This window comes from Microcystis sp. LE19-10.1B, assembly GCF_027530565.1.
Lineage (GTDB): Bacteria > Cyanobacteriota > Cyanobacteriia > Cyanobacteriales > Microcystaceae > Microcystis > Microcystis aeruginosa.
This window is the reverse complement of record NZ_JAPZQM010000022.1, coordinates 1-12,886: the sequence shown is the minus strand read 5'-3', so window position 1 is coordinate 12,886 and position 12,886 is coordinate 1. Positions and strand designations below refer to the sequence as shown.

The window sequence follows — 12,886 nt, the reverse complement described above, 5'->3', positions numbered from 1 at the left end:
GTCTCCGAGCCAGTAGTCAGTAGTCAGGAGAATTAAGAATGAGCATTAATCAATTAAATGCTCTATTTGGTTATTTTATGCAATTTTATGCTTATTTTTCTCATTTTTGCCCTCTCAAAAATTAATTATGCAAGAACTCTATTAAACTTACTCAAATCTACTCATGAGCAAATTTGAAGCTAATTTCCTGCTTCAAGGTAGCAGTGTCGGCACTATCTACTCCCCAGGCTGACACGGTGGAACTCACCGCCAAAGAAGCTAGATTGAGACTAGCGTTCAAGTCTCTATCACAAACAAAAGAGCATTGTTCACAATCAAAAACTCTTTCGGATAAAGATAGAGACTCTTTTTTGTATCCACAATTGGAACAGATTTTGCTACTGGGGAACCATCTATCAGCTACGATTAACTCCGCACCATACAACTGATTTTTTTTGTTGGCTTTTGAAACTATTTCAATAACTTGAACCTCCTTCTGAAGTGCGGAATGTAGCCCTCTAAAATACCTCTGAGGGGGTTGCGGGCTTTTTCTTCTAATTTTTTACCCCGCACCCAAAGGACAGCACAAAATCCGAACCGCTTCCTTGCCTTTTTCCCATATCCTAACTACCAATATAACACTATTTCATTAATCAGAAAAATTACTTAAAAAACTCTGTGTCCTCTGGGTCTCTGTGGTGAGCAATCAATTACTCAATCGACACTTTAGACATCTTCCACTACTTTTACCATTCCTTCTCGACCAACTTCTCCTAACTTTTCTCCCCAAACCTCCCAGCAATCTTCACAGGATTTTCCTACTCGTTTTTTGACGTTAATTCGGTAATAAAAATGTGTTTCATTATCTCCCACTAATTCCCCTGAAAATATTTCCCAATTGGGACTGACTAACAGCAGGAGTTCGTTAATTGGATCGTAAATATCTACCTCTGGATGCGCTCTTTCGGCAATTCGTTTTAACTTGATATCTGGCAGATACATAAATTTAGGTTCACAGCAGGAATTAACCATCAGCCACAGACAACCTGGCCCCTCCACTCGGTAATTAACCCACGCGATTGATGATGCTATTTCTAACATTTCATCTGGCATTTCATCAGGAGTGGGTAAGTGTAAATCCACTCGCATTATCCAATCACAAGATTCCTTTTTAGCCATGATTTTATAACTCCATATATAACATTTTTACTAACTAATGACACGAGCGGGTATTTAACGGGATGGTCTGGGATTTTAGAAGCTCTATATCTGTCAGCACTTGATAAAAATTAACCCATTACTTTAATAATAATAAACGCTGGGGAGATAAAGTAACAGTCCAAGGCAAAGCTTGCTCCTTAATTTCTAACCATTTATCCTTATATAACTCTGCTTGGATATGAAAATCGCGGTCGTGGTTGGAGGGTTGATTAAGTTTCAGATAGAGAGTCACCCGATGGGGTCCTTCAATGGCATTAGCTAACCAACAGGTAAAAGTATTAATATCGCCTAAATCTCGACCAAAAATAATTTGATGGGCGCGAATTCCCGTATAGGCTAAATAGTCGGGAATCCCGGGGACGGTGTGTAATTTAACATCCCAATCAATGGCCTCCAATTGTTGATTATTAATGATTATAGCACGGGAAAAATTCTTACAGCCCGTAATTTTTGCCAAACTAACGCTATCTGGTCGCTCAAAAATTTTCTGCTTAGAATTATTAGCAATTGCCCGCCCTTTTTCCATAACTAATAAATTCTCACATATTCGATAGGCTTCATCCATATTGTGGGTAACAAAAATTGTCACGCCATCGTAATTACTTAAAGTTTTGATCATCTGACGTTCTAATTGAGCGCGTAGATGGGTATCAAGGGCAGAAAAAGGCTCATCTAATAATAAAGCTTCCGGACGACTAGCTAAAGCGCGAGCGATGGCGACCCGTTGTTGTTGTCCCCCCGATAATTGATGGGGATAACGGTTTTCCATGCCGGGTAACTGCACTAATTCCAATTGGTTGGCAATCTGCTGTTTAATAACTTTTTTAGATAAGTTTTTGGGGAGACTAAAAGCGATATTTTCTGCCACGGTGAGATGGGGAAAAAGGGCATAATTCTGCACCACAAAACCGATACGACGCTGACGACTGGGGAGATTAATTCCCTTTTCGGAGTCGAAGAGAATGCGCCCATTTAAGACAATACGACCCCTTGAGGGCGTTTCCACACCAGCCAGCGATCGCAAAATCAGGCTTTTTCCCGACCCCGAAGCCCCTAATAGTCCTAGGGGCTGATTTTGGCAGTTAAAAGTTACCGAGAGGTTAAAACCGGGTAAATATTTCTCTATATCGACAAATAAGCCTATTTTATCCCTATAATGCTGATTTTCAGCTTCTAAAAGGGCAAAATCGCGACCCCAACAGGGTGGCAGCCAGTCCTCCATCTCGTTAGGTTTGCTTTCTCCCGGTCGTCCTAATTGCTGTTTGCGTTGACTTTGCCAGAGATTAACGGCGATAATCCCCGATAGGGAGATTAATATGATAATAAACACCCATATCCAAGCCTCAGTCATCGCTCCTGCTTCCACAGCGAAGAAAATCGCCATCGGGATAGTTTGAGTTTGCCCCGGAATATTACCCGCTAACATCAAAGTCGCCCCAAATTCCCCCAAAGCGCGGGCAAAAGCTAGGGTTAATCCCGCTAATACTCCGGGGAAGGAGAGGGGCAAAAGTACGCGCCAGAATATTTTTCTCTCCGTCGCGCCCAGAGTGCGGGCAACCTGTAGGATGTTGGCATCCACCTGTTCAAAAGCCCCTAGGGTGGTTTTGTACATCAGGGGAAAAGCCACCACCGTCGCGGTGATAATGGCGGCATACCAAGTAAAAACGACGCGAAAGTTAAATAAGTCTAATAACTGTCCTAATAGTCCGTTTTTGCCGAATAGGAGCAGTAAAATGAAGCCTAGCACCGTCGGGGGCAAGATTAAGGGTGCGACGAAAACTCCCTCGATTAGGGATTTCCACCGTCCGCGATAGCCTAACATCCAATAAGCGGCGGCAATACCGAGAAAAAAGATGATTATCAGGGCAATGGTGGCGGTTTTCAGGGATATCCATAGGGGGGAAAAGTCTGGCATTTTTCAGGGGTCAGGGGTTGGGTTTTGGGGTTTTGGGGTTTTGGGGTTTTGGAGTGTTGGGGTGTTGGAGTGTTGGGGTGTTGGGGTTTTAGTTGAAATTCCCCACTACCCCACTTCCCCACTTCTCCACTTCTCCACTTCTCCACTTCTCCACTTCTCCACTTCTCCACTTCCCCACTTCTCCACTTCTCCACTTCCCCACTTCTCCACTTCCCCTAAATTATCTGGCTATTCCGAAGCCGAATTTTTCAAAAATGTTTTTAGCGGCTGTGCTGGTGAGATATTGGGCGAAAGTCTTGGCAGCTTGCGGGTTTTTACTGGCTTTGATGACAGCTATCGGGTAAATAATCGGAGAATGGAGATTATTGGCAGCCGTAGCCACTACTTTTACTTGGTCGGAAATTTTGGCATCGGTGAGGTAAACAATGCCAGCATCGGCGTTACCAGTTTCTACGGCGGCGAGAACATTACGGACAGAGTTGGCCAAGACCAGTTTTGGTTTTATTTGCTCTAAAATGCCGAGATTTTTCAGAACTTCTTCGCTGTACTGACCGACGGGAACGCTGCGCGGTTCACCCACGGCAATTCTTTGGACATTACTGTTAGTCAGGGAACGAAAATCGCTGATTTTTAGGGTGGAATTCTTGGGAACGATTAAAACTAGGCGATTAGTGAGCAGGTTTCTTCTGGTACTTCTATCGATTAAACCAGCTTTTGCTAAAGCGTCCATTTGCTTAGTCGCGGCCGAGACGAAAACATCGGCCGGCGCACCTTGTGTAATTTGCTGTTGCAAAGCTCCCGACGCACCGAAGTTATAGTTAACTTTAATGTTGGCATGGGCTTTTTCAAACCCCGGCTTGATTTCTTCTAGGGCATCTTTGAGACTAGCGGCGGCAGAAACTAGAATTGTCTGGGTTTGTGCAGTGGCGATAGTAGAGGAAAAAAGGTTTATGTCTGGAGATAATAAGCAACTAAGGACAATTGAGCCGATAAAAGCCAGAAAATATCGTCTTTTCATCAAGATTGATAGCAAGCGATCGATATTTATACATCTATCACAACCAATCCACCGCCCGAAATCTGTATCTAGGGTTTGCGGCAAAAAGTTTTTCTTGGGGAAGTGGGGAAGTGGGGTGTAGGGTGTAGGGTGTGGGGTGTGGGGTGTGGGGAGAATAAATAGAAATAATCTCCTATCTCCTATCTCCTGTACCCTGACTCCTGAATCCTAGAACTTAGGGAATCCTGTGAATTTTGAGGAAATTGGTGCCTTTAGTTTTCTGCATGGGAATTCCCGCCATAATCAGGATTTTATCGCCCGATTGCGCTAGATTTTTCTGAAGCAGAATTGATTCCGTTTGCTTTAACACATCCTCAAAGACGGACACCTGATGATCAAGAAGAATCGGGATCACACCCCAGACTAGATTGAGACGGTGATAGACTCGTTTATTGGGAGTCATGGCAATGACGGGAACCGAGGGACGTTCCTTAGAAGCCAGTAGCGAAGTGTAGCCAGAGGTGGTAAAAGTGACAATATAACGGAGATCAAGGGTTTGATCGATCGCCACTAAAGCCTCACTGAGAGCGTGAGTTTCATCGGACTGATTGGGGGGAGCATTATCAAACTTCACATCCGCTTCCACATCATGGGCGATTTTGGCCAACATAGCCACAGCTTTGACGGGAAAATCTCCCACTGCTGATTCCCCCGATAACATCACCGCATCGGTTCCATCGATAATCGCATTAGCCACATCACTAGCCTCGGCCCGAGTCGGTCGGGGATTGTTAATCATGCTTTCTAACATCTGGGTGGCAGTGATGACGGGAATGGTTTTCATGTTGCAGAGTTTGATAATGCGTTTTTGCAACATGGGGACTTTTTCGGGACTTAACTCTACCCCCAAATCGCCCCGGGCCACCATAATTCCGTCACATTCCTCGATAATTGACTCCAAATTTTCGATCGCTTGCGGTTTTTCAATTTTAGCCATCACTGGCATATCCGCATGATTTCTCTCGGCTAAAAATGCCTTAATCGCCTTGATATCTTCTCCTTTACGAACAAAACTGAGGGAAACCCAATCAACCCCCTGAGAAAGACCAAATTCTAGGTCTTGTTTGTCTTTTTCGGTCATGGAAGGTAAGCGCAAATTGAGACGGGGTAGATTGACTCCCTTGCGACTCTTGAGAATTCCTCCCTCCAACACTTGACATTTTAGGTCTTTTCCGTTAATTTCAACGATTTTTAGCTCTAATAAGCCATCATCAAGGAGAATTTGCTCACCTAACTTGGCTTCCTCGGCCAGATAGGGATAATCGATCGAAACGGTGTTCGCTTCTCCCCGATACTCATCCATGGGTACAAGGGTGAGATAATCGCCGTCGTTGATGGTAATGGAACCATTGGGGAGATTACCAACGCGAATTTTCGGCCCTTGTAAATCTTGCAGGAGAGTGATAGGATTGTCTAATTCTTGAGAAATTTGCCGTAAAAGGGTAACAACTCTCGCATGATCTTCGTAGCTACCGTGGGAAAAGTTTAGCCGCGCTACATTCATCCCCGCACCGATCATCTGCTTGAGGACTTCTGGCGAATTACTCGCAGGGCCGATCGTGGCTACGATCTTAGTTCTATGGGTAATAATTGACATGGAACCCTTACTAATCAATCTTGGGACGATTACATGATATTCACTTTAGGTTAACTAAAAGTGAAGTGGAAAACAAATTAAGCTTTTGCACAGAGTTGCCATCGCTCCGGGTCCTTTCCTGACTGCTCAGGAATCAGCCCAGCGGCAACGGTTGGGATCTTTAAGGTAGGATAAACTAATAACCATCTCCGCTCGTTTAGATTTCGTTATGACCAACACATTAGACGATAAAGCCATAGTCAAGGACTATTTTAACGCCACAGGATTCGATCGCTGGCGCCGGATTTATGGGGATGGCGAAGTTAACAAAGTACAAAAAGATATTCGCATCGGTCATCAACAGACGCTCGATACCGTTATCGGTTGGTTAGAAAGTGATGACAATTTGCCCAATCTCTCGATCTGTGATGCCGGTTGTGGAGTCGGTAGTCTTAGTATTCCCCTCGCTCAAGCGGGCGCAACTATTTTCGCCAGTGATATTTCTGAGAAAATGGTGACAGAAGCCAAGGAAAGAGCAGCCAAAGAGTTAGCAGATACCAGTAAACTCACCTTTGCCGTTCAAGATTTAGAAGCATTAACCGGCCAATATCACACGGTCATCTGTCTTGATGTTCTCATTCACTATCCCACAGAAGAAGCATTAGGAATGATTAAACACCTGGGATCCCTAGCTCAATCCCGTTTAATCCTCAGTTTTGCCCCTAAAACCTGTTTATTAACCATTCTCAAGAAAATTGGTCAATTTTTCCCCGGTCCGAGTAAAACCACTCGCGCCTATCAACACAAGGAAAAAACTATTGTCGCCGCTCTCAACGAAAATGGCTTTAAAATTGAACGGACGAGTATGACTAGCACTCGTTTCTATTTTTCCCGTATCCTCGAAGCTGTCCGCAGTGAATAAATAATGGCAGTCACCACCAGCAAATTAATCGAGTGGAAACAGCAAAAACGCGCGATTGTCACCCTCACAGCTTGGGATTATCCGATCGCGCGACTGCTCGATCGGGCAGGAATTGATATTATCTTGGTAGGTGATTCCTTAGCTATGACCGCTTTGGGCTATCCTACCACTTTACCGATCACCCTAGAGGCGATGATTCACCACGCGGCGGCCGTGTCTCGTGGGGTAAAACAAGCTTTAGTTGTCTGTGATTTGCCTTTTCTCAGCTATCAGGAAAGTGTCAGTCAGGCAATTCACTCCGCCGGAAGGATGTTAAAGGAAGCGGGAGTGCAAGGGGTAAAATTAGAGGGAGGTTATCCCGCTATGATCGAGACTATTAGCCGTTTAACCGAGATAGGCATCCCTGTTATGGGTCATATCGGATTAACTCCCCAGTCGGTGCATCGGTTAGGATACCGTCAGCAGGGAAAAACTCCATCGGATGCACAAAGATTAATCGAGGAAGCTTTAGCCTTGGAGAAAGCGGGAGTATTTGCCCTGGTTTTGGAACATATTCCCGCCAATTTAGCCGCTACTATTACCGATAAATTGACTATCCCGACGATTGGTATCGGTGCGGGGGAAGATTGTGATGGTCAGGTGTTGGTAACGGCGGATATCCTAGGATTAACCGAAAAAGCTCCCCCTTTTGCCAAAGTTTATGCTAATTTAAGCGAAGCAATTACAAAAGCAGTGGTGGAATTTGCCAAGGATGTGAGGGGAAATGAATAGCGGCGAAAAAGCTACCTTTGGGGCCGGCTGTTTTTGGAAAACCGAGGACGCATTTCGGCGTTTACCTGGTGTTTTAGCGACTTCTGTGGGTTATATGGGGGGAAATTTCCCCAATCCTAGTTATCTCGATGTGTTATCGCGAATTACCGGTCATGCGGAAGTGGCACAAATTGCCTATAATCCCCAAGAGATAAGCTACGAGGCGTTATTAGCCGTTTTTTGGTCAATCCATGATCCGACTCAGTTAAATCGCCAAGGACCGGACAGGGGAGAACAATATCGATCGATTATTTTTTATCACACCCCAGAACAAAAGTTAATCGCCACTGCTGGCAAGCGTCAACTACAACTATCGGGAAAGTTTCAGCAGGATATCGTTACTTTGATCGAACCCGCAGGAGATTATTATCTGGCCGATCAGTCCCATCAACAGTATTTGGAGAAAAAACAGGCTCGATCGGTCGCGGATTTCCAGAAGAAAATATAAATACAGGTTCGGGGTATAATGTAAAGTTGCTTTCGCAGGAGATCAGGAAAAATGCCCGAGGCGGTCGGAGTCATTCAAACGTTGGGTTTTCCCCCCGTTTTAGCGGCGGCGGATGCCATGGTTAAAGGGGGACGAGTCACCCTAGTTTATTTTGATCTAGCGGAAAGGGGCGAATTTTTGGTGGCGATTCGCGGTCCGATTTCCGAGGTTAAACCAGCAGTAGAGGCAGGATTAGCGGCGGCGATGACCGCTTTTGGTGGTAATGTGGTCAGTCATTACATCGTACCGAATCCTCCAGAAAATGTACTGGCAGTTTTACCAGTGCAGCATACGCCTAAGTCAGACCGTTTTCGCAGTTAATTTCCCTAGCGATTTACCCCAAACTAGACTATAGTTAAAGACTGGAAAATAGATTGGATTCTATCAATTAAACTTATCTGATTTTTGTTATTAGGAGTTAATTTATGACAGCCCAACCCGCGGTGGGATCGATCGAGACAAAAGGTTTCCCCGGTATTCTAGCGGCCGCCGATGCGATGGTAAAAGCAGGACGGATCACGATTGTTGGCTATTTAAGGGCAGGAAGCGCCCGTTTTACCCTCAATATTCGTGGGGATGTACAGGAGGTAAAAACCGCTATGGCTGCCGGCATTGAAGCCGTCAATAAAACCGAGGGGGCAGCTTTAGAAACCTGGGTAATTATTCCCCGTCCTCATGATAACGTGGTGGCTATTTTACCGATCGATTATAGCGAGGCAGTGGAACCTTTTCGCGCCGCCGCCGACGGTGCGATGGCACCAATCCGTCGTTAATCTTCAAGGTCAATTTTTTGTTACTGGTTGGAACTTGTCTAGTTCCAACTTAGTTTTTAGGGATGATTTAAGTTTTAGTCAGAAAACCGAATTTGATAATTGCTGCAACAGTTGCACCGATAACAGTGACTATCAAAGCCCATATTTGAGCCGTTGCCCTTTCTTTCAAGTCTTTGACATCTTCTTTGATTTGGGAAACTTCGGTCTCTATTTTCGGCAATACTTCTAGTTTTGTTTCGATTCCCTTCAGGTTTCTGACATCCTCTTTGAGTTGGGAAACTTCGGCCTCTATTTTCGGCAATACTTCTAGTTTTGTTTCGATTCGCTCTAACCGATTGTCAAGTTTAGCGAGAATATCTTTTAAGTCAGTTTCAATGATAATAGGGTTACTCATGGGGAGATTCCTAGATTTTTATGGCTTTGTTTATCGTCAGGTTTGGGAATCGCCGTCTGTTTTACGGCGGCGAGGATCTCAGGTCTTACTCCACTCGATTAAAGCGCTAGTCAACCCTTCTAGGGTGTATTCTTGCGCCTCGATATCAACACGACCAAATAACTCTTGACAGGTTTTTGAAGTTTGCGGACCGATAGAAGCCAGACAAACTTTTTCTAATAGGGAATTAACCGATAATTCTGCCGTTTCTTGCAGCAATAACCGATAAAAATTCTGGACGGTTTTGGAACTGGCAAAGGTGACTATATCGACTTTCCCATCTCGAAACGCTTCCCAGATGCCCCTATCCATGCGTGCCGGACATCCGGAATAATATGCGGCCACTTCCGTCACCTGACCAGCTTTGGCCGTTAATTCCTTAACTAATATGTCTCTGCCTCCCGTTTCCACGCGAGGAAAGAGGAATTTTTGCCCCCTAATCGGGTCGGGAAACTCGTTTACCAAGGCATCGGCGACAAAATCCCCCGGGATAAAATCCGCTTTTAATCCCCGTGAGTGCAAAACTTGGCTGGTTTTTTTGCCCACCACGGCGATTTTTATGGTTGCTAAAGCCCTAGCATCTTTTCCCCAAAATGTCAAGCGATCAAAGAAAAAATTAACAGCATTGGCAGAAGTTAAAATCAGCCAATCAAACTCTTTTAACTGAGCGATGGCATCGTCTAAACCTTGCCAACGGTCGGGGGGACGAATCTCTAAAGCGGGCATTTCTAGGACTTCTGCGCCTTGATTTTGCAAAATTTCGCTAAATTGACTCGTTTGCTCGGCGGCACGGGTAATAACAATAGTTTTACCTCCTAGGGGTGGGGGAGAGGACATAATCGCCAGATCCACAACTTGACCAATGACCATAATAGAGGGTGAGAGGGACACCCCGGCGGTTTGAGCGAGAATATTTTCTAAAGTGCCGCGCCAAATTTGTTGATCCTTGCGTCCCGCCTGGCGGATAATAGCGATCGAGTCGTGAATATTCCGCCCATTTTGGCATAATTTCTCGATAATTTGCCCTAAAGACTGACCAGCCATCAATAGCACCAGTGTATCAATTTTAGCTAAAGCTGACCAATCGAGAGACTCGGGATCGTGAGCGCTCAAGACCGCAAAACAGCGACTAATATCCTTTTCCGTCAGGGGAATTCCGGCCAATAAAGGAGCGGCCAAAGCGGAGGAAATTCCAGTTATCAGTTCAAAATCACAGCCAGCCCGCTTTAAGGCTAACATTTCAGGATATACTCGCCCAAAAACCCCCGGATCACCACTTTTAAGCCGAATAACTCGTTTTCCCTCTTGACAATAATTAACCAATATCCGATTAATCTGATTTTGCTCGGCGCCGGGTTGTCCTCCCCGTTTGCCCACATCGACTAAAACACAGGTTTTCGGCACGAGGGAGAAGATTTGACTATCCACTAGGGCATCATACAGCAAAACCTCGGCCGTGGCTAAAATTGCTCGCGCTTGCAGGGTGAGAAAACTGCTCTGACCGATTCCCGCACCGAGAAGATAAACTTTACCCCGGGGATAGACGACTCCTGACATAATCGCAAATTTGGGTTTAATCTTTAATTTAGCACTTGGAGAAGATACAAATTACTAGCGCAACCAGGGCAGCAGTAAAGTGACGAAATAATATACTAGGGGAGCGGTGAAGACATAACTATCAGTGCGATCGAGTATACCACCGTGACCGGGGATTAACTGGCCGGAATCCTTGACCCCAGCATCGCGTTTCATCATCGATTCGGTCAAATCGCCCAATAAACTGACAATACCAATTAATAAGCCCAAAATTAGGCCCGTCAGCTGCCAATAGGGCCAATCTAAATACCAAGCACCCAAATCGGCCACCGCTATACTGCCTAAAATGCCAAAAAAGGAACCTTCCACGGTTTTTTTGGGACTAATCAGCGATAAACTGGTTTTCCCTAACCATTTTCCCATGATATAAGCTCCGATATCGGCGGCCCAAATGCAACCGAAAGCTAGAAAAGTCACCGTCAAAGCGGCCGGGAATAATTTCGGTTCCATCCAGGATTCCGGCCAATATCCCATTAGGGGTAAGTTACTGGCCATAGCGACGGGACTACTTTCGGGAGAAAAACCGACCCGTAAACGAATCCAATAACTAGGTAAGTAACCACCGTAAAACAGACCGAGAATTGAGGTGGAAATGTCGGCAATTGTCGCCATTTTGGGCTGAAAGAGCAGATAAAAACAAATTAACGCCCCAGCGAGGGGAAACATGGCATCGGTGAGGGGGGCTGCCATAGTTGCCGTCAGTAGTAATAATTGCGAAACTACGAGAGTGGTTTTAGCGGCCGGTTCAATGCCTTTAGCGCGAACTAAGCGAAAATACTCCAATTGTCCCAAAAAGACGATAACACCGATGCCGAGGGTGAAATACCAACCCCCAACGATAATAATTCCCAGTGCGAAGGCAATAGCAAAAATAGCGCTGACAATGCGTGGCCAAGGCATGGTTAATCCAGAGAAGTTAGGCGGCATTGTCATAATTATATAGATTAAGAAAACTTTATGGAAGGTTATCCCCAATTAAAGTTTATCGCCACTCAGGATGAACATGGGATCAACGGCGGCAAAAACTTGGTGAATACCCCTAGTTTCTAGGCGATTTACTGCCGCTTGGACAATCTCGATATTACGCGCCTGTAAATTAGAAAAGCCTTCGGAAAATTGATAGAGGGTTTCTAAATTATTGGCCGTAGCCACGATGCGGCCGTTGGGTTTCAGGTATTGCCACACTTCTTGCAGAACCGATTTAATCGGTTTGCCGCCCTCGATACAGACGCGATCGGGTGCTAGGGATATATTGGGCAGACAATCGGGCGCGCTGCCTTCAAAAACCGTAACATTTTTTACCCCAAAGCGATCGCAATTACGGCGGATTAAACTGGCCACTTCTTCATCCCTTTCAATGGCAATAATCGGACTATTGGGGCATAATAAGCCAATTTCAACGGGAATAGTGCCAGTTCCCGCCCCGATATCCCAGAAAACCCCCCCATCACCTAACCTCAAAGCGGAAATCATCAATAATCTCACCTCGCGTTTACTCAAGGGAATCCCGGGCAAACGTTCAAACAATTCATCGGGAATACCAGGGGTTTTATATAACCAAGTCATGGGGAATCAATTATTGAGAAGCTTCACTACCAAGCATTATTATATAAATTTGTCCAAGTTTCTTTATTAAGTAAACAGGGACTTTTCTAGTGGGACTTAGGCGTTTTCGGTCAGCAAAAAAGGCTCAAACCATTACGGGACAAAGGGTTAACCTCGATTGATGATTTTCCTTGATCTATCTGGGTTTCAGCGATTTTGGGCTTCTCGAAGTAAATCCCAAGCGGGGATTGGAGTTGAGGCTTTTCTCGATTTGTTTTTTGTCTAAGTCCCACTAGAGATAAAACCCTGATTATAGGAAACTATTACCGAAAATGTCGGATGAATGCCCCCGCTACATTTTTCAACAAGATACTCACCTTTGCGGGGGATGAAATCCGACCAGAATATCAACCCCAGAGCATCGGTTTAATTCTAAGTAGTCATGCAAAATTAATTACCCAAATAAAAAATTAAGAAGTATAATACATAAAAAAACGAAGCAGCAGGAAAATACAATGAGATTGATTAGAGACCTAAACCCCGAGAGCCAGAAAATGCTAGAGAGAATTTAT

Annotated in this window: 13 protein-coding genes and 1 pseudogene; 5 read left to right on the top strand and 9 right to left on the bottom strand. The window is 44.9% G+C overall.

Translation table 11 applies throughout. The annotated features are described in order from the left end of the window. Positions 1 to 157: 157 nt before the first annotated feature. The 5 genes and pseudogenes from O9332_RS00915 to pyk form a co-directional block, all read right to left on the bottom strand. Positions 158 to 433: pseudogene (locus O9332_RS00915) on the bottom strand (zinc ribbon domain-containing protein); the annotation flags it as partial. 272 nt (positions 434 to 705) lie between these two features. Next, positions 706 to 1,158 (bottom strand): hypothetical protein, encoded by a 453-nt coding sequence (locus O9332_RS00910; RefSeq protein ID WP_288023290.1) that lies wholly within the window; start codon positions 1,156 to 1,158, stop codon positions 706 to 708. 118 nt (positions 1,159 to 1,276) lie between these two features. After that, complete coding sequence (gene modB / locus O9332_RS00905; protein ID WP_288023289.1) at positions 1,277 to 3,115, bottom strand: molybdate ABC transporter permease subunit; 1,839 nt, start codon at positions 3,113 to 3,115, stop codon at positions 1,277 to 1,279. Between the two features lie 220 nt (positions 3,116 to 3,335). Further along, entirely contained in the window at positions 3,336 to 4,133 is a 798-nt protein-coding gene (modA, locus tag O9332_RS00900) for a molybdate ABC transporter substrate-binding protein (protein ID WP_288023292.1), read from the bottom strand. A gap of 214 nt (positions 4,134 to 4,347) precedes the next feature. After that, positions 4,348 to 5,769, bottom strand: a complete 1,422-nt coding sequence (gene pyk, locus O9332_RS00895) for a pyruvate kinase (RefSeq protein WP_002758171.1) — start codon at positions 5,767 to 5,769, stop codon at positions 4,348 to 4,350. A gap of 208 nt (positions 5,770 to 5,977) precedes the next feature. Between pyk and bchM the strand changes: the two genes are divergently transcribed. From bchM to O9332_RS00870, 5 genes are all read left to right on the top strand, one after another. Beyond that, a complete protein-coding gene (gene bchM, locus O9332_RS00890) occupies positions 5,978 to 6,670 on the top strand; it encodes a magnesium protoporphyrin IX methyltransferase (protein WP_147072150.1) in 693 nt (230 codons plus the stop codon). A gap of 3 nt (positions 6,671 to 6,673) precedes the next feature. Further along, positions 6,674 to 7,441 carry a 3-methyl-2-oxobutanoate hydroxymethyltransferase gene (panB, locus tag O9332_RS00885; protein WP_002758173.1) on the top strand — a complete coding sequence of 256 codons (768 nt, stop codon included), beginning with the start codon at positions 6,674 to 6,676 and terminating at the stop codon, positions 7,439 to 7,441. Next, on the top strand, positions 7,434 to 7,928 hold the full coding sequence (gene msrA / locus O9332_RS00880) for a peptide-methionine (S)-S-oxide reductase MsrA (protein WP_002758175.1): 495 nt from the start codon (positions 7,434 to 7,436) through the stop codon (positions 7,926 to 7,928). The genes panB and msrA overlap by 8 nt, the downstream gene beginning before the upstream one ends. Positions 7,929 to 7,979: 51 nt before the next feature. Then, positions 7,980 to 8,288 carry a carbon dioxide-concentrating mechanism protein CcmK gene (locus O9332_RS00875; RefSeq protein WP_002732196.1) on the top strand — a complete coding sequence of 103 codons (309 nt, stop codon included), beginning with the start codon at positions 7,980 to 7,982 and terminating at the stop codon, positions 8,286 to 8,288. A gap of 104 nt (positions 8,289 to 8,392) precedes the next feature. Continuing rightward, on the top strand, positions 8,393 to 8,740 hold the full coding sequence (locus O9332_RS00870) for a carbon dioxide-concentrating mechanism protein CcmK (protein ID WP_002733188.1): 348 nt from the start codon (positions 8,393 to 8,395) through the stop codon (positions 8,738 to 8,740). Positions 8,741 to 8,807: 67 nt separating this feature from the next. Here the strand turns inward: O9332_RS00870 and O9332_RS00865 are convergent, their stop codons facing one another. From O9332_RS00865 to cbiT, 4 genes are all read right to left on the bottom strand, one after another. Further along, positions 8,808 to 9,134 carry a hypothetical protein gene (locus O9332_RS00865; protein ID WP_002758177.1) on the bottom strand — a complete coding sequence of 109 codons (327 nt, stop codon included), beginning with the start codon at positions 9,132 to 9,134 and terminating at the stop codon, positions 8,808 to 8,810. Positions 9,135 to 9,212: 78 nt separating this feature from the next. Then, complete coding sequence (gene cobA / locus O9332_RS00860) at positions 9,213 to 10,730, bottom strand: uroporphyrinogen-III C-methyltransferase (protein ID WP_002758179.1); 1,518 nt, start codon at positions 10,728 to 10,730, stop codon at positions 9,213 to 9,215. A gap of 54 nt (positions 10,731 to 10,784) precedes the next feature. Beyond that, on the bottom strand, positions 10,785 to 11,702 hold the full coding sequence (locus tag O9332_RS00855; protein ID WP_288023285.1) for a phosphatidate cytidylyltransferase: 918 nt from the start codon (positions 11,700 to 11,702) through the stop codon (positions 10,785 to 10,787). Between the two features lie 42 nt (positions 11,703 to 11,744). After that, complete coding sequence (gene cbiT, locus O9332_RS00850) at positions 11,745 to 12,335, bottom strand: precorrin-6Y C5,15-methyltransferase subunit CbiT (protein ID WP_002732225.1); 591 nt, start codon at positions 12,333 to 12,335, stop codon at positions 11,745 to 11,747. Between the last annotated feature and the right edge of the window lie 551 nt (positions 12,336 to 12,886).

Excerpts from the sequence above, each read along its gene's own strand:
- O9332_RS00875 (WP_002732196.1), top strand. The coding sequence starts at position 7,980 with ATGCCCGAGGCGGTCGGAGTCATTCAAACGTTGGGTTTTCCCCCCGTT.
- O9332_RS00910 (WP_288023290.1), bottom strand. The coding sequence starts at position 1,158 with ATGGCTAAAAAGGAATCTTGTGATTGGATAATGCGAGTGGATTTACAC.
- cobA (WP_002758179.1), bottom strand. The coding sequence starts at position 10,730 with ATGTCAGGAGTCGTCTATCCCCGGGGTAAAGTTTATCTTCTCGGTGCG.
- panB (WP_002758173.1), top strand. The coding sequence starts at position 6,674 with ATGGCAGTCACCACCAGCAAATTAATCGAGTGGAAACAGCAAAAACGC.
- O9332_RS00870 (WP_002733188.1), top strand. The coding sequence starts at position 8,393 with ATGACAGCCCAACCCGCGGTGGGATCGATCGAGACAAAAGGTTTCCCC.
- modA (WP_288023292.1), bottom strand. The coding sequence starts at position 4,133 with ATGAAAAGACGATATTTTCTGGCTTTTATCGGCTCAATTGTCCTTAGT.
- modB (WP_288023289.1), bottom strand. The coding sequence starts at position 3,115 with ATGCCAGACTTTTCCCCCCTATGGATATCCCTGAAAACCGCCACCATT.
- pyk (WP_002758171.1), bottom strand. The coding sequence starts at position 5,769 with ATGTCAATTATTACCCATAGAACTAAGATCGTAGCCACGATCGGCCCT.
- O9332_RS00865 (WP_002758177.1), bottom strand. The coding sequence starts at position 9,134 with ATGAGTAACCCTATTATCATTGAAACTGACTTAAAAGATATTCTCGCT.
- O9332_RS00855 (WP_288023285.1), bottom strand. The coding sequence starts at position 11,702 with ATGACAATGCCGCCTAACTTCTCTGGATTAACCATGCCTTGGCCACGC.
- bchM (WP_147072150.1), top strand. The coding sequence starts at position 5,978 with ATGACCAACACATTAGACGATAAAGCCATAGTCAAGGACTATTTTAAC.
- msrA (WP_002758175.1), top strand. The coding sequence starts at position 7,434 with ATGAATAGCGGCGAAAAAGCTACCTTTGGGGCCGGCTGTTTTTGGAAA.
- cbiT (WP_002732225.1), bottom strand. The coding sequence starts at position 12,335 with ATGACTTGGTTATATAAAACCCCTGGTATTCCCGATGAATTGTTTGAA.